Source organism: Streptomyces sp. NBC_00358, from assembly GCF_036099295.1.
GTDB lineage: Bacteria > Actinomycetota > Actinomycetes > Streptomycetales > Streptomycetaceae > Streptomyces.
On the sequence record NZ_CP107976.1, the window covers coordinates 3,938,998 to 3,955,019 of the forward strand.

A 16,022-nucleotide genomic window follows, 5' to 3' on the forward strand; every position below is an offset into this window, starting at 1 on the left:
CGAGGTTGCGGGATCCAGGGTTGTTGCGCGTTCGGCGGGGCTACGGGTTCGGCGGGGCCACGAACGTATCCACCGCCACGTCGAAGTACTCCTTCGCCTCCGTCACCCGTCCCACCGGGGCGGAGACCCAGACGTCGTACATCCGGCCGCCCTCCTCCCAGCACAGGTCGTAGGTGTGCCGGGCACCCTCCGCCGCGGTGAAGCCGTTCCAGGTGAACTCCCACAGGGCGGCGGAGTGTCCGCCGCGCGTCGTCCGGGCGACCGTGCCGTCGTGGTAGCCGGGGTTGTTGGAAGGCCCCGCGGCGTCCGCCCTGCGCATCACGCCGAGCGGACCGCCCGTCTCGGGGTCGGCGACCTTGATGCCGAGACGGAAGGTCTGCCCCGGCGACATGTAGAAGACCCGCTCCCCCTGCGGATCCCGCGTGAAGCCGACGGGCACGGCGAGGGAGAAGCCGTTCGGATCCGACGCGGTGCGATAGCCGGAGGGTGCCGTGCGGGCGGTGGCCGCCGAGGACTGCCGCCGGGTCACCGTGACCGTGGGACCGGCGTTCGTGGGCGGTGCCGAGAACGCGCCGGAGGCCGAGGACGACGTACTCGGGGTCCGTGACGTACGCGGCGGACTCGACGCGGCCGGTCCGCCGTGCCCGCCGCCGCCCACCAGGAGCGCGGCCGCGGACACCCCCGCACCGGCCAGCGCGGCGACCAGCGCGGCGGCGACGAGGATGCTGCGCGTGGACTGCCGGGGCGGCTGGTCCGCCACGGTGGCCGACGAACCCGGCGGCGCGGGCGAGGGTCTGCGCAGGGGGATGTCCCGGCGCGTGGGCGAGTACGGGACCGCCAGCCGGGGCGTACGGCCGGTGTCGCGGAAGGCGCGCAGCATCCGCTCGGCCTCCGCCGCGTCGAGCCGCCGCTCCGGATCACGCTCCAGCAGGCCTCGTACGACGGGCAGCAGCGGCGCGGCCTGGGCCGGCGGACGGATCTCGTCGACGACGACCGCGTGCAGGATGCCGCCGAGCGAGTCGCGGCGGAAGGGGGACGCGCCGCTCAGCACCGTGCACAGCAGCGCGCCGAGCGACCACAGGTCGGACTCGGGGCCGGTCCGTGACCCGGCCATCCGCTCGGGCGCGGTGTACTCGGGTGAGCCGACGAACGCGCCGGTCTCGGTGAGCGTCGTCGAGCCCGCGACCTGGGCGATCCCGAAGTCGGTGAGCACGACGCGGTCGGTGCCCGCCTCGACGAGGACGTTGGCGGGCTTGAGGTCGCGGTGCAGGACACCCGCGTCGTGCGCGCGGCGCAGCGCGCCGAGCAGGTCGATGCCGATACGGGCGGCCTCACGCGCGTCGACCGGCCCGTTCGCCGAGATCCGTTCGGCGAGCGAACCGCCGTCGATCAACTCCATGACGATGTACGGGCGTTCGTCGTCCTCGACGACGTCGTGGACGACGATGATGTGCGGGTGGTGCAGTTGGGCGACGGCCCGCGCCTCACGCAGGGTGCGGTCGCGCTGGAGCCGGGCCTCCTCGGCCGAGAGCGAGTCGTCGAGGACCAGCTCCTTCACCGCGACCCGGCGGCCGAGCAGTTGGTCGGTGGCACGCCACACGACGCCCATGCCACCCCGGCCGATTCTCGCCTCCAGCCGGTAACGCCCCGCGATCACACGGACGTTCTCCCCCTCGGTCCCCATGGGCACATCATGCCCCACCGGACGGAGACCCTCCGGAGCACTGAGTCGGCAGTAGGCGTTATCAGGCCTTGGGGTTCCAGCTGCGCAGGATCACCTTGAACTGCTGAAGCGCGGGGTCCCAGTCCGCGGCGGGCGAGGACATGTAGATCGCGTACTCGATGCCGTCCCGGCCGAGGTAGGTCTGCTCGATGGCGCGACGCTGCCCCGGGAACGGCGTCTGCTTCGGCAGCGCGGTCCAGGTGAAGTCCCACAGGGAGCCGTGGCAGTCCCGGAACGTGTTCGCCTCCAGGCTCACCCGCGTGTAGTTCTGAAGCTTCGTCAACTGCTGTTCCAGGTCGAGCTGGTGGCTGTGCGGGTCCGGGAAGTCCGGTGAGTCGTCGACGGCGAAGCGGACGAAGTGCTTGCCGCCGTCCGGGCTGTAGTCGATCTGGGAGCTGTTGGGAATCCGCTTCCAGTTCTTGCCGGGGAGGGCGATGACGAAGCCGGCGGGGTCGTCCACGTTCACCCAGCCGGCGGGGATGGTGCCGGCGGCGTTCCCCGTCCCGCTCCCCGTCGACCGGCCGCTGGGCTTGCCGGTGGCTCCGCCCTTGCTGCCGCCGGTTCCGACGGAGTTTTCGCTGTTCTGCCGCCAGTTGTCCGCGTACCGCATGGCGACCGCACCGCCGCCGCCGACGAGCCCGGCCATGACCAGGACGAGGGCCACGGTGCGGCCACGCCGCCGCTTCCTGGGCTGGGAGCCCGACTGCAACTGGTACATGGTTCCGGCCGGGCCGCCGCCGTGGGGCGCGGCCCCCTGCGCGGTGACGCCGGTCCCGTGGCCTTGGGCGCCCGCAGTCGGTGCGCCGTAGGACGGACCCGTGTGGGCGGTATCCCCCTGGCGCTGACCGCCATGGGTTCCACCTCCGTGTGTCCCGCCCCCATGGACAGAGTCCTGTCCCTCACTTCGGTCCACGTGTTGCGTCGGCACATACGCCTGCGCCGTCCTCGGGCGGCGGCCCTCCGCCGCCTCGGCGAGCATCTCCTCAGCCTCCGCCGAACTGGGGCGTCCCGCGGGATCCTTGCTGAGCAGCGCGAAAATGACGGGCTCCAGCGCCCCGGCGTACTGCGGAGGCGTGAGCTCCTCGTCGACCACGGCCTGCATGGTCGACAGCGCCGACGTGCGCCGGAACGGCGACCGCCCCTCCACCGCCGTGTACAGCGTGGCCCCGAGGGCCCACAGGTCGGCGGCCGGACCGGGGTCGTGGCCGCGCACCCGCTCGGGCGCGAGGTAGTCGACGGAACCGACGATCTCGCCGGTGCGCGTGATGGTCGTATCACCCTCGACCTGCGCGATCCCGAAGTCGGTGAGCAGCACCCGCCGGTCGGAGGACAGCAGGACATTGCCCGGCTTCACGTCCCGGTGCAGCACGCCGGCCGCGTGCGCGGCGCGCAGCGCGCGCAGCACCCACAGCCCGATCCGCGCCGCCTCGGCCGGTTCGAGGCGCCCCTGCTCCTTGACCTCGTCGGCCAGCGAGTTGCCCTCGACCAGCTCCATGACGATCCACGGCCGGTTGTCGTGCTCCAGCACGTCATGGACGGTGACTACGGCCGAGTGGTTGATACGGGCCGCGGCCCGCGCCTCGGCGTGGGTCCGGGCGAGCAGCCGTGCCAGCTCGCTCTCGGCGACGTACAGCGCGGCCGTCAGCTCCTTGACCGCGACCGCCCGGTGCAACACCTCATCGTGGGCACGCCAAACCCGGCCCATGCCACCGCTGCCGATGGATTCGACAAGCCGGTAGCGGCCCGCGAGGAGCAGGCCTTGCATCTGATTCACGTTTCCCCGCAATGGTCTTGACAGGGTCAGACTAAGGAGCGGTACCCACCCTGGGAACAAGCGGGGTCGTACGGAGACCGCACTGTGACGGTTGTCCCTTCCTTGTACGGAAGGGAACCGTTTGGCGTTCAAGTGCCCCCGCCTGCCCAAATGCGACGTCCAGGGGCGCAAAGGGCTTGTTCAGCCGGTGACTTGGTAGGTCGACGACGCCTGCTCGTAGAGTCGGGTGACCTCGTCCCGTTCGGCGTCCGGGCCGCGCACCTGCACCACGTGGTAGTGCCCGCCGACGAGGATCGCGAGGTTGCGCACATAGAGCGAACGCCCCGCGGAGTCCTGCCAGGTGAACTGACCCTCGGCCATCACCTTGCCGCCCACGTCGATCCGCCGCATCCCGCTGGAGGTGGCCCAGGTCGAGTCGCGGAAGGGCTGCAACTCCTTCTCGCTCTCCCGCTGGTACGTCATCGGGTCGCCGCCGTACGTGGCCGTGCCGTCCCGTCCGGGTACGACGATGAGCTCGAAGTCCCCCTGGGAGTAGACGATCTGGCCCCTGCCGTTCTTCGGCGAACGGTTCCAGCCGTCGGCCACGGCGACCTGGAATCCCTCGGGGTCCTTGCGGAGCGTGAACCCGTCGGCGACGCCGGGATCGGCGGTCGTGTGCGAGGAGGTCGAACTGGACTTCCCCGAGGGGCTCTTGCCGGGGTCCGGCGAGGTCTGGTCGGGGCGGGTCCCACTGCTCGCCGTCGCGTCGCCGCCGGGTGCGGGCCCGGCCTGCCCGGCGGCCCCGGTCCGCCCGTCGCCCGAACCGTTCCGGTCCGACTTGGGCATGAACACCACGGCGTACGCGACCGCCGCGGCCAGCAGGAGCAGGACCAGCAGCAGAAGGTTCCGGCCCAGCCGGCGAGGTCCCGCCGAACCCTCCCGCCTGGCCCGCTTGTGGCGGGCGTGCGGGCTGGTGGCGGGCAGCCCTGCGCGACGCCTGCGGACGAGTTCGCCCCGGCGCCGTACGATCGGCAGCCGGCTCGGGTCGACGGGCGGCGCGGGCACGACGTGTGTGCCGGCCTCGGGCTCCGGCGCGGACCGCACCAGGGACCGCAGCCAGCCGCGCAGTTCCTCGAAGTCGAGCCGCTCGGTGGGGTCCTGGCGCAGCAACGACTCGACGACGGGACGCAGCGGTCCGCACTCCTCGGCGAACGCGGGCGGCTCCGCGCACACGAGCTGCACCAGCTCGGCGGTGTTCTCCTCGGGGTACGGCGCGTGTCCCTGTACGGCGCGGAAGAGCAGCGCGCCGAGCGCCCACAGGTCGGTCGCCGGCCCGATCGGGGCGGCGAGCTGCCAGTTCTCGTGCACCGGCCCGGCCTGCTCGGGAGCCCAGCGCTCGGTGACCGGCCCGACCACGGCCATCCGTGCCTGCCGGGCCCGCTCCGCCGCGAGCGCGGTGGCCGGGCCTCGGCGCGGTGGCGCCCCGACCACCAGCTCGCCCCAACCGCCGCCATGGCGCTCGGGGTTGTGCTGGGCGGGGACGGGGCTCTGCGGGGCACCGGGGACCCGGGTGTGACCGGGGGCCGGGGAGGTACCGGGCGCACGGGTGTGGCCGGAATCCGGGAAACCGCCCGGACGTGCGGGTACTGGGGTGTGGCCGGACGCCTGGAAGCCGCCCGGGAACCGGCCGTTGTCCGCGACCCGGTCGCCGTCGAGGGGCCGTCCGGGCGCAGGTACACCGGGCCGCCCGCCGTACCCCGCGACGAAGGCCCCCTGTCCGGGCGCGAGCGCGGAATCGTCATGGCCCGGGGCCTGGGGGACGGGCCTGCCGCCCGCTCCCGATCCGGCTCCAGCGGGGAGTGTGGGGCGGCCTTGGCCGTTGTCGCCGCCACCGGGTCCGGCGGGGCGCGGCTGAGTCCCGTGCCCGCCGGCGCCGCCGACTCCGTACGGGTCGGCTATCTGGCCAGGGGGCGCGGTGTGCGGACGCTGCTGCTGCCCGCCCTGGCCGGGCAGGTGCGGCGGGGCGTAGGCCTGGGCCTGGTGCGGGGAGTACGGGGAATGCGGGGAAGTGCCGTGACGGCCGTCCTGACCGGTCTGCTCGTGCTGCTCGCCGGGTGCCGAGGACCGGGGCGCCGGGAGGGCGAACGGGTCGCCCCGCTGTTCCCCCTGCACCCGAGCGGCGGCACGCGCTCCGGCGCGGTACGCCGCGATGGCTCCTGCGCGCGCGGCGCGGACGTCGTCCCCGGCGTCCTCCGCCTCCCCGCCCGTCTCCGGTCCGCCGCCCTGCCCGGCCGCTGCCGCCGGACCGCCCGGACCCCCGGGACCGCCCGCCTCCAGAGCGCGCGGTTCCCGGCCCGCCGGGGGCGCCCCAGGAACCGGCGTTCCCTGTTCGGCGCGGGCTTCGATCGCCGCCCGCCGGGCCGCTTCGGCGTCCGCGCCGGACGTGGCCGCCACAGCGACACCGTGCGCGGCACCACCGCCGAATCCGATACCGCCGGCGGGACCCCGCCCGCCCGCGGCAACCGGCCCGCCCGCGGCTCCCCGAAGAGCGGCCGGGACCGTCCCGGCCTGGCCGCCGTCCCCCGGCTGCCCGGCGCGGAGGCCCGATCCGGGGGCGGACCGGGAGCCGGCCCCGGGCTCACTCGCCAAGTCCTCCGGCGCCGGCACCGGGTCGTACCCGCACAGCGCCTCCTCGGCGGCCCCGGCCGCCAGTCCCGTGAGCAGGACGCGGCCGTCGTCGCAGACGAGCACCGTGCGCGCGGTGATGTTCCGGTGCACCCATCCGTGCGCGTGCAGGACCCGTAGCGCGGCCAGTACGTCGGCGGCGACCTCGGCGGCCCGGTAGGGGCTGAGCGGCTTCTCGGCGAGCAGTGCGGCCAGCGGCCTCGCGGGCACCAACTCGCTGACGATCCACAGCGACCCGCCCTCGGCGAACACGTCGAAGACCTGGTCGAGCCTGGGATGGTCGGGGATCTGCGCGGCGGCCTGGGCGGCCTCGATCGCGCGCCGGACCGCCGGTTCGGTGGGCCGGCGCGTGGTCCGGGCGGACGCCCTCCGCACCCCGCCGTCCCGGGCCACGAACCCGTCGGGCAGTCCGTCCGCGTCGAGCACCTCGGCCTCGACGACTTCCGGCAACGGCACCTGCCGTACCAGGACTTCCTGCCCGCTGTAGGTGTCGAAGGCCCGGCTCTCGGCGAGTTCGTACTCGTCGGACGGCGGCAGAGGGAGGCGGTAGCGGTCGGCGAGTACCCGTCCCGCATAGTCGTCCACGATGCCTCCCCCAGCCGACCGGTTGGTCAATTCCGTTCGCCGTGCGTCCCGTTGTGGCTTCGTTCGGTCCGCAACCACTCACGATACGTGCCCGAGGCAACCCGCAGAGCGGTGATGCGAGATCTCGGGCTCCCGTTCGTGGCGGAACGTCACCTCGGCGAGCGGTACGTCACGACTTCGGCTGGAACGTCTCGGTCAGCGTCTTCCAGGTGCTCTTGCGCAGATCGCTGTCCCAGGCGGACGCCTTCGCCGTGTACATCAACCCGTACCCCTGATGCGAGTTCACGACGAAACCGCGGTCGATCGACCGGTACTTCGTGCCTCCGTCGACATAAGTGAACTCCCAGTCGGCCGTGTTCCAGCCGCGGTAGTCCACCTTCGCTATGCGCACCCGCGTGTACTGGGAGCGCGTCATGTAGCGCTCCTGGTTCTTCCAGTCCGCGACCGGGTCGTCCTTGGGCGTACTCGTCCAGCCGACGAGGAGCTTCTGCCCGTCGGGACCCGTGAACCGGGCTCCCGCGCCGTCCTGGGACTGGAACTTCCACCCCTTGGGCAGCCCGATCGAGAAGCCCTGACCGCTCTTGTACGTCGTCACGGCGGTGGAGGAACCCGCCCCCGAGCCGGACTCCTTGCCGTCGCCGCTCGAATCGTCCGACGTGCCCGTGCCCGTGCCCGTGGACGTGTTCGTGCTGTCGTCCGAACCGGAGCCGGAGCCCGACTTGTCGCCTCTGTCGGTGTGCTCGGCGTCGCTGTCGCTCTTGCCGCCGCCCTTGCCTGTGCCCTTGCCGCTTCCGGACGTCGCTCCGCTGGACGCGGTCGCGCCGCTGCCGCCGCTCCTGCCGCCCTTGGAGCCGTTGCCGTCCCCGCCACCGAGCGTGAGGGCCAGCACGATGCCGAGCACGACGAGTGCCAGGACCACCACGAGGATCACCAGCGTCCGCAGCGGCACGACATCCGTCAGCGAGGCCTTCGGTACCGGCCGCGCCGGGCGCTCGGGGGCCACAGGCCATCCGGACCCCGAGGTGCTGCGCGCGGCGGCGGCACCCGCCGACCCGGCACCCCCGGCCGAACTGGAGTTCACCGACGTACCGTCACGACTCCCCGCCTGCCCCGGCACCGACGACGCTCCGGACCCGGACGAGCCCACCGAGGGCGAGGACACGGAGGTGCCACCGGCCGAACCGGCTGCCCCGCCGGAACCTGCACCCGTACGCGGGGAGGCCGTCGCCGCGGCTCCCTCCGCCAGGGCGGAATCCGAGCCCCCGGCCGACTTCGCACGGGCGGTCGCCGCGGAGGTGGCCGCCGCCGTGGCGGCCCCGGCCGCCGTCGCCGCCTTGCGTACCGAACGCAGGGCCCCGCGCAGCCGCTCCGCCGGCTCCTCGCCCTTCTTGGCACCGGAGCCGAACCCGCGCCCCGGGCTCTCCGGAAGGGGAGGCATGGCCACGACCTTCGTCGCGTCCGGCGGCTCCGGCACGCTCTGCTCGGGGTCGGGCGCGCTCAGCACCTCGTTGAGCATCGCCCGCGCGCCCGCGTCGTCGAGCCGCTGCTCGGGGTCCTTGGCCAGCAGGCCGTAGATCACGTTCTCCAGCGGGCCCGCGTTCTTCGGCTGTTCCACCGGCTCGGTCATCACGGCGGTGAGCGTCGCGATCGCGGAACCCTTGTCGTACGGCGGCACACCTTCCACCGACGCGTACAGCAGCCCACCCAGCGACCACAGGTCGGCCGCGGGCCCGGGCTTGTGGCCACGCGCCCGCTCCGGCGAGATGTAGGAGGGCGCGCCGACGAGCATGCCGGTCGAGGTGATGGACGGGTCGCCCTCCACCTGGGCGATGCCGAAGTCGGTGAGCACCACCCGGCCGTCGTCCGAGATCAGCACGTTCGACGGCTTCACGTCCCGGTGCAGGATGCCCTCACGGTGCGCCGAGCGCAGCACGTCGAGGATGGCCAGGCCCACCTCGGCGGCGCGCTTCGGCGTGAGCAGTCCGTCCTCGCGGATGGCCTCGGCGAGGGACTTGCCCTCGATGAGCTCCATCACGATCCAGGGCCGGTTGTCCTCGTCGACCACGTCGAAGACCGTCACCGCGCCGTTGTTGCGGATCCGCGCGATGGCCTTGGCCTCCCGCAGCGTGCGCGTGATCAGCCGGCGCTTCTCGTCCTCGTCGATGGCCGACGGGAACCGCAGCTCCTTCACGGCGACCGTGCGGCCCAGGGTCTCGTCCTCGGCGCGCCACACCGTGCCCATGCCGCCGCGGCCGAGAACATCCCCCAGCCGGTACCGCCCGGCGAGGAGACGTTCGCTCTTGTCCTGACGGGATGCTCCCGCCCGCTCCGCCTCCGACATGCGTCCCCTCATGCAACCCGCCCTGACAGAGCCTCCATTGTCCCTCACCCGACAAGTGCACAACGCCCAGGGGCCCCCTGGAACCGCAACAGCTCAGCCAGTGAGACGCCCGGACCCCGCCGACGGCCACGGACGGCTCACCACCCGTCGCACCCCGCGCACGCCGACCGCCCCGCACCGGGAGCAACACCCCTCCGCGCCACCCGGCCCACGGCTCGGCACAGGGCACAGAAACGTGCTCCATGATGGGCCGCGACAAGGAAGGAGCGGCGATGTCACGGCCCCGGACACCTCGGACACTTCTGGCCATACCCGTGTCCCTGGCGCTCCTCGGCATGGCCCAAACCGACATGCTGGAACAGGCCCTGGTCGCCTCCCAAGGCCCCGTCACCCAGGCCCCGGACACCGCGCTCACCCTCCTCGTGACCCGGGGCGGCGCTCCGGCCGCCGCCCTGCTGGCCGGTGACGGTCCCGGTGCGCGTTTCGAGAGCGCCGGAAACGGAATCTCACGCTCCGATCGTTTCCGCGCCGGAAGCATCACCAAGACGTTCATCGCGACCGTCGTCCTTCAACTCACCGCCGAGCACCGGCTGTCCCTGTCCGACTCGGTCGACGACCATCTGCCCGGTCTGGTGCGCGGTGCGGGCAACGACGGCCGCCGCATCACGCTGCGCGCCCTGCTCCACCAGACCAGCGGCCTCTATGACTTCACCTCGACGACCCGGGGCGCCGTCCCCGTGACCCCGCTTCAGGCACTGCGCATCGCACTCACCCATCCCCCGGCCCACCGCGGCCGCTTCGCCTACTCGAACACCAACTACGTGCTGCTGGGCCTGATCGTCGAGCAGGTCACCGGCCACCCGTACGCCACCGAGGCCGAGCGCCGCATCATCACTCCCCTTCGCCTGTCCGGTACTTCGTTCCCCGGTGACCGCGAGGCGCTTCCCTCACCGCACGGCCGCGCGTACACCGCCGACGGCTCCGACGTCACCGAGCTCGACCCGCGCGTGGCCGGCGCGGCGGGTGAGCTGGTGAGCACGCTGGCCGATCTGAACCGCTTCTACGCGGCCCTGCTCGGCGGCGGGCTGCTGCCCTCGCACTGGCTGCGCGAGATGCTCGACACCCGCGCCGCACATGGCTCGTACGGCATGGGGCTGTTCCCGGTGAAGCTGCCGTGCGGGACCACGGTGTGGGGGCACAACGGCCGGATCTCCGGCAGCTACGTGCGCAGCGCGGCCACCGTCGACGGACGCCGTGTCCTCACCTTCCGGGTGAACACGGACGGGGTCACGGACCCGACGCTCGAACCGGCGCTGCTCGCCGCCGAGTTCTGTCCCCGCACCCCGTAGAACGGCCGGACCGCGAGCGGAGATCCCGGCTCACCGCACTCGTTCGGGTGACACGGCCCGGACCGGCGGTCAGAACGGGACGATGTCCGGCGCTCCCAGCCGAGCCGCGTCGGCCGTGAGGTCGTCCGGCTGGCGCTGGGACTCCCGCTCGGCCTCGACCCGCTTCTCGTAGTGCTCCACCTCGCGCTCGATCTGGCCCTTGTCCCAGCCGAGGACCGGGGCCATCAACTCGGCGGCCTCCCGGGCGCTGCGGGTACCGCGGTCGAAGGTCTCGATGGAGATGCGCGTACGCCGGGTCAGGACGTCGTCCAGGTGACGGGCGCCCTCGTGCGAGGCGGCGTAGACGATCTCGGCCCGGAGGTAGTCCTCGGCGGCAGGCAGGGGCTCGCCGAGGGAGGGGTCGTCCGCGATGAGGTCGAGGAGTTCCTCGGCCATCGCCCCGTACCGGTTCAACAGGTGCTCCACACGCACCACATGGATGCCGGTGCGTGCCGCGATCCGCGCTCGGGCGTTCCACAGCGCCCGGTAGCCCTCGGCGCCGAGCAGCGGGATGTCCTCGGTGACGCATTCGGCGACCCGCTGGTCGAGGCCGTGCACCGCCTCGTCCACCGCGTCCTTGGCCATCACCCGGTAGGTCGTGTACTTGCCGCCGGCCACGACCACGAGGCCGGGCACCGGGTGGGCCACGGTGTGCTCGCGCGACAGCTTGCTGGTGGCGTCCGACTCCCCGGCCAGCAGCGGCCGCAGCCCCGCGTACACCCCCTCGACGTCGTCCCGGGAGAGCGGCACGGAGAGCACCGAGTTCACATGCTCCAGCAGATAGTCGATGTCCGCGCTGGAGGCCGCCGGGTGGGCCTTGTCCAGGTCCCAGTCGGTGTCGGTGGTGCCGATGATCCAGTGCCGGCCCCACGGGATCACGAACAGCACGGACTTCTCGGTGCGCAGGATCAGGCCCGTCGAGGAGTTGATCCGGTCCTTCGGTACGACCAGATGGATGCCCTTGGACGCCCTGACGTGGAACTGGCCCCGCTCGCCGACCAGGGCCTGGGTGTCGTCGGTCCACACGCCCGTGGCGTTGACGATCTGCTTGGCGCGGACCTCGTACTCGCCGCCGCCCTCGACGTCGCGCACCCTGGCCCCGACCACCCGCTCGCCCTCGCGCAGGAAGCCGGTGACCCGCGCGCGGTTGGCGACCTTCGCGCCGTACGACGACGCCGTGCGCACCAGGGTCGCCACATAGCGGGCGTCGTCCATCTGCGCGTCGTAGTACTGCAGGGCGCCGATCAGGGCGTCCTTCTTCAAGGCGGGTGCGACGCGCAGGGCGTGGCGGCGGCTCAGATGGCGGTGGCCGGGCAGGCCCCGGCCGTGGCCGCGGGCCATCGACATGGCGTCGTACAGCGCGACGCCGGAGCCCGCGTACAGCCGCTCCCAGCCCTTGTGCTGGAGCGGGTACAGGAACGGGACGGGCTTCACCAGGTGCGGTGCCAGCCGTTCGAGGAGGAGACCGCGCTCCTTCAGCGCCTCGCGGACGAGCGTGAAGTCCAGCATCTCCAGATAGCGCAGGCCTCCGTGGATCAGCTTGCTGGATCTGCTCGACGTGCCGGACGCCCAGTCACGCGCCTCGACCAGGCCGGTGGACAGGCCGCGCGTCACGGCGTCCAGCGCGGTGCCCGCGCCGACCACACCCGCGCCCACGACCAGCACGTCCAGCTCACGCTCGGCCATTCCCGCAAGTGACTCGGCGCGCTCCGCCGGCCCCAGTGTCGCTGTCCTCACCGCTGCCTCCCGCTGTTGGTCGCGCCGGCCGCACCTGTCCGGCCACACGCCCGGCTCGCATCCCCCCTGCCCAAAGTCTGACCGCCCAGCCCCTCATCGGCCACCGTCCGTCCGCAGGCTGTGGACAACTCTGGGCGACGCGTACGGAATCTTGATCGATCAATCCCACAAATCGGTCATATTTACTCCTAGTCTGACATTGCTCTCGCCCATCCTGTCCACAGGGCTTGCGCACCTGTCCCGTATCGGTTACTGGGAAGGACGGCCCACTCCATGCCCGCAGACCTCGCCGTCATCGGACTCGGTCATCTCGGCCTGCCCCTGGCCCAGGCCGCCGTCGCCGCCGGCATCTCCACCCTCGGCTACAAGACGGGGCCGGAGGGCGGCTCCCTGACCCCCGCGGAACTGCGCCGGATGCTCTCGGGGGGCTTCCGGCCGGCCACCAACCCGGCCGAGCTGGGCCGCGTACGCACCGCCGTCATCTGCGCACCGGTCCCGCGGGGCGCGGACGGCACCCTGGACCTCGGCCAGGTGGAGGCGGCGGCCCGCACCCTGGCCGCGCGGCTGCGCCCGCACACCACGGTGATCCTGGAATCGCCCGTGCACCCCGGCACCACCGAGGACTTCCTCCGCCCGCTCCTCGAAACCGGCTCCGGCCTGCGCGCGGGGCGCGACTTCCACCTCGCCTACTCGCCCAGCCGGGTCGATCCCGGCAACCGCGACTTCACCCCCGCCGGAACACCGAAGGTCATCGGGGGCCTCACCCCCGCCTGCACCGAATCGGCCGCCGCCTTCTACGGGCGGCTCACGGACAAGGTCGTACGCGCGCGTGGCCCCCGCGAGGCGGAGACCGTGCAGGTCCTGGAGACCAACTTCCGGCACGTCAACATCGCGCTCGTCAACGAGATGGCCGTGCTCTGCCACGACCTGGGTGTCGACCTGTGGGACGTCATCCGCTGCGCCGAGACCAAGCCGTTCGGGTTCCAGGCGTTCCGGCCAGGACCTGGAGTCGGCGGGCACGGGATCGCCCAGGACCTCGGCGGCCCCTCGGGGCGCCCCCTGCGGATGGTCGAACTGGCCCAGCAGGTCAACGACCACATGCCCCAGTACGTCATCCAGCGTGCCGCCGCGCTGCTCAACGAGCACGGGAAGTCCGCCCGTGCCGCGCGCGTGCTCCTGCTCGGCGTCACCTACAAGGCGGACATCGCCGATCAACAGGGCGCCCCCGCCCACGAGATCGCCGTACGCCTGATGGAACTCGGCGCGTCCGTCAGCTATCACGACCCGCACGTCCCGGCCTGGAGCGTCCTCGGGCGGCCCGTGCCTCGCGCGGACTCCCTCTACGAGGCCGCGGCCGACGCCGACCTGACGATCCTGCTCCAGCAGCACCGCACGTACGACCTGCAGGGCCTCTCCGTGAAGGCCCAACTCCTCCTGGACACGAGGGGGGCGACCCCGACGGGGGCGGCACAGCGGCTCTGAGCCGATCGAAATCACCTCACGGATTGTCACTCCCCCCTGCTAACCTGCGGCAGCTCTCGCACACACGTACGCCCGTGCCCCGGGTGCCCTCAGCTGTGCGGCGCAGTCCACGCGCACCCACGGGTGCGCCCGTATCCCTGGGGGGAACCACATGAGCCAGTCGACACCGCCGTCCGGTCCACCGGTCGACAACAACCCGTACGCGAGCGAACCCACCGACCAGCCGGCCGCCCCTCAGGGGGCCGTCCCGCCGCAGGGCGTTCCGCCGCAGGCCTTTCCGCAGGGCGCGCCGCAGCCGGGCTTCCCGGTCGCGCCCGTCGCCCCGGCCGCTCCGGTGCGCAACAACTTCGCGCTCGGTCTCGTCGCCGCCGTCGGCGCCGGCGTGGTCTCCGCGGTCCTGTACGGCCTTGTCATCGGCCTCACCAAGCACGAGATCGGCTACGCCGCCGTCGGCGTCGGCTTCCTCGTCGGCATCGCGGCGGGCCGCGTCGGCGGCCGCAACCAGACGCTGCCGGTCGTCGCCGTGGTCCTGTCCGTCGGCGCCATCTACCTCGGCCAGCTGATCGGCGAGGCCATGATCATCGCCAAGCACTTCAGCGTCGGCTTCAACGAGGTCTTCTTCGACCACCTCAGCGTGGTCCAGGAGAACTGGAAAGCCGATGCCGACCCGCTGACCTTCGCGTTCTTCGCGGTCGCGGCGTACGTGGCGTTCCAGAGCACCCGCAAGACCGGGCACGGTCACTGAGATGCCCGTCTGGCTGTTTCTGATGCTGTTCGGCCTCTCGGGTTCGGTCGCCGGCGGCTGGGTCGCCCTCAACATCCGGGGCGCCGCGGACGCCATGACGGCCTCCCAGCAGCGCGGCCACGACCTGCGCGCCGCCGCGACCGGCAATTTCTCACCGCCGGTCAGCTGGGTCACCGCGTTCGGCTTCCGGGCGATCGGGGCGGCCATCGGTCTCGCCGGTCTCGTGCTGTTCCTCGGTGGCATCCTCGAGCTGCTCACGAACGGCTGACAGGACCCGGACATGTGAGAAGGGCCCCCAACGAACCGGTGGGGGCCCTTCTCACATGGGCACGTGAGCGCTGGTGAACCGTGGCGGCTACCGCTTGTGCTGCGAGTCCGCCACCGTCACCTCGACGCGCTGGAACTCCTTGAGCTCGCTGTAGCCGGTGGTGGCCATCGCGCGGCGCAGGGCGCCGAAGATGTTCATCGAGCCGTCCGGGATGTGCGACGGACCGGTGAGGATCTCCTCGATGGTGCCGACGGTGCCGAGGTCGACCTTCTTGCCGCGCGGCAGCTCCTCGTTCACCGCCTCCATGCCCCAGTGGTGCCCACGGCCGGGCGCGTCGGTGGCGCGCGCGAGCGGGGAGCCCATCATCACGGAGTCGGCGCCGCAGGCGATGGCCTTGGGGAGGTCGCCGGACCAGCCCACACCGCCGTCGGCGATGACGTGCACGTACCGGCCGCCGGACTCGTCCATGTAGTCGCGGCGGGCCGCGGCGACGTCCGCGACCGCGGTGGCCATCGGGACCTGGATGCCCAGGACGTTGCGCGTGGTGTGCGCGGCGCCGCCGCCGAAGCCGACGAGGACGCCCGCCGCGCCGGTGCGCATCAGGTGCAGGGCCGCGGTGTACGTGGCACAGCCGCCGACGATCACCGGGACGTCCAGCTCGTAGATGAACTGCTTCAGGTTCAGCGGCTCGGCGGCACCGGAGACGTGCTCGGCCGACACCGTCGTACCGCGGATGACGAAGATGTCCACGCCCGCGTCGACGACGGCCTTGGAGAACTGCGCCGTGCGCTGCGGGGACAGGGCGGCGGCGGTGACGACTCCGGAGTCGCGCACCTCCTTGATGCGCTGCCCGATCAGCTCCTCCTTGATGGGAGCCGCGTAGATCTCCTGGAGGCGGCGGGTCGCGGTCTCCGAGTCCAGCCCGGCGATCTCGTCCAGCAGCGGCTGCGGGTCGTCGTACCGCGTCCAGAGGCCTTCCAGGTTCAGGACGCCCAGGCCGCCCAGCTCACCGATACGGATCGCGGTGGCCGGGGAGACGACCGAGTCCATGGGGGCGGCCAGGAAGGGCAGCTCGAAGCGGTACGCGTCGATCTGCCAGGCGATCGAGACCTCCTTCGGGTCCCGCGTACGGCGGCTCGGGACGACGGCGATGTCGTCGAAGGCGTACGCCCGGCGGCCGCGCTTGCCGCGCCCGATCTCGATCTCAGTCACGTTGTGGCCTTTCCCTCTTCGCTTCTGCGCCTCCCAGTATCCCCGACGCCCACGACAAGGGCGGCCCCGGAACCCTCCGGGGCCGCCCTTGTCGTGGCCTCAC

Annotated in this window: 10 protein-coding genes; 4 read left to right on the forward strand and 6 right to left on the reverse strand. The window is 72.5% G+C overall.

Annotated features, from left to right (window positions below):
- Positions 1 to 40: 40 nt before the first annotated feature.
- From OHT01_RS16405 to OHT01_RS16420, 4 genes are all read right to left on the reverse strand, one after another.
- A complete protein-coding gene (locus OHT01_RS16405) occupies positions 41 to 1,684 on the reverse strand; it encodes a serine/threonine-protein kinase (RefSeq protein WP_328553908.1) in 1,644 nt (547 codons plus the stop codon).
- A 61-nt stretch (positions 1,685 to 1,745) separates the two neighbouring features.
- A complete protein-coding gene (locus tag OHT01_RS16410; RefSeq protein ID WP_328558144.1) occupies positions 1,746 to 3,488 on the reverse strand; it encodes a serine/threonine-protein kinase in 1,743 nt (580 codons plus the stop codon).
- 189 nt (positions 3,489 to 3,677) lie between these two features.
- Positions 3,678 to 6,746 (reverse strand): protein kinase, encoded by a 3,069-nt coding sequence (locus OHT01_RS16415; RefSeq protein ID WP_328553909.1) that lies wholly within the window; start codon positions 6,744 to 6,746, stop codon positions 3,678 to 3,680.
- Positions 6,747 to 6,915: 169 nt separating this feature from the next.
- Complete coding sequence (locus tag OHT01_RS16420) at positions 6,916 to 9,087, reverse strand: serine/threonine-protein kinase (RefSeq protein WP_328558145.1); 2,172 nt, start codon at positions 9,085 to 9,087, stop codon at positions 6,916 to 6,918.
- A 242-nt stretch (positions 9,088 to 9,329) separates the two neighbouring features.
- Between OHT01_RS16420 and OHT01_RS16425 the strand changes: the two genes are divergently transcribed.
- Complete coding sequence (locus OHT01_RS16425; protein WP_443043406.1) at positions 9,330 to 10,436, forward strand: serine hydrolase domain-containing protein; 1,107 nt, start codon at positions 9,330 to 9,332, stop codon at positions 10,434 to 10,436.
- 69 nt (positions 10,437 to 10,505) lie between these two features.
- Here OHT01_RS16425 and OHT01_RS16430 read toward each other — a convergent pair whose 3' ends face one another.
- A complete protein-coding gene (locus OHT01_RS16430; protein ID WP_328553911.1) occupies positions 10,506 to 12,212 on the reverse strand; it encodes a glycerol-3-phosphate dehydrogenase/oxidase in 1,707 nt (568 codons plus the stop codon).
- Positions 12,213 to 12,485: 273 nt separating this feature from the next.
- Here OHT01_RS16430 and OHT01_RS16435 point away from each other — a divergent pair, with 273 nt between their 5' ends.
- From OHT01_RS16435 to OHT01_RS16445, 3 genes are all read left to right on the forward strand, one after another.
- Positions 12,486 to 13,694: a nucleotide sugar dehydrogenase gene (locus OHT01_RS16435; protein ID WP_328553912.1), complete on the forward strand. Its 1,209-nt coding sequence runs from the start codon at positions 12,486 to 12,488 to the stop codon at positions 13,692 to 13,694.
- Positions 13,695 to 13,845: 151 nt separating this feature from the next.
- Positions 13,846 to 14,439: a hypothetical protein gene (locus OHT01_RS16440; protein ID WP_328553913.1), complete on the forward strand. Its 594-nt coding sequence runs from the start codon at positions 13,846 to 13,848 to the stop codon at positions 14,437 to 14,439.
- 1 nt (position 14,440) lies between these two features.
- Complete coding sequence (locus OHT01_RS16445; RefSeq protein WP_328553914.1) at positions 14,441 to 14,707, forward strand: hypothetical protein; 267 nt, start codon at positions 14,441 to 14,443, stop codon at positions 14,705 to 14,707.
- Positions 14,708 to 14,794: 87 nt separating this feature from the next.
- Here the strand turns inward: OHT01_RS16445 and OHT01_RS16450 are convergent, their stop codons facing one another.
- Complete coding sequence (locus OHT01_RS16450) at positions 14,795 to 15,919, reverse strand: GuaB3 family IMP dehydrogenase-related protein (RefSeq protein WP_328553915.1); 1,125 nt, start codon at positions 15,917 to 15,919, stop codon at positions 14,795 to 14,797.
- Positions 15,920 to 16,022 lie beyond the last annotated feature (103 nt).

Excerpts from the sequence above, each read along its gene's own strand:
- OHT01_RS16440 (WP_328553913.1), top strand. The coding sequence starts at position 13,846 with ATGAGCCAGTCGACACCGCCGTCCGGTCCACCGGTCGACAACAACCCG.
- OHT01_RS16420 (WP_328558145.1), bottom strand. The coding sequence starts at position 9,087 with ATGTCGGAGGCGGAGCGGGCGGGAGCATCCCGTCAGGACAAGAGCGAA.
- OHT01_RS16405 (WP_328553908.1), bottom strand. The coding sequence starts at position 1,684 with ATGGGGACCGAGGGGGAGAACGTCCGTGTGATCGCGGGGCGTTACCGG.
- OHT01_RS16410 (WP_328558144.1), bottom strand. The coding sequence starts at position 3,488 with ATGCAAGGCCTGCTCCTCGCGGGCCGCTACCGGCTTGTCGAATCCATC.
- OHT01_RS16435 (WP_328553912.1), top strand. The coding sequence starts at position 12,486 with ATGCCCGCAGACCTCGCCGTCATCGGACTCGGTCATCTCGGCCTGCCC.
- OHT01_RS16425 (WP_443043406.1), top strand. The coding sequence starts at position 9,330 with ATGATGGGCCGCGACAAGGAAGGAGCGGCGATGTCACGGCCCCGGACA.
- OHT01_RS16445 (WP_328553914.1), top strand. The coding sequence starts at position 14,441 with ATGCCCGTCTGGCTGTTTCTGATGCTGTTCGGCCTCTCGGGTTCGGTC.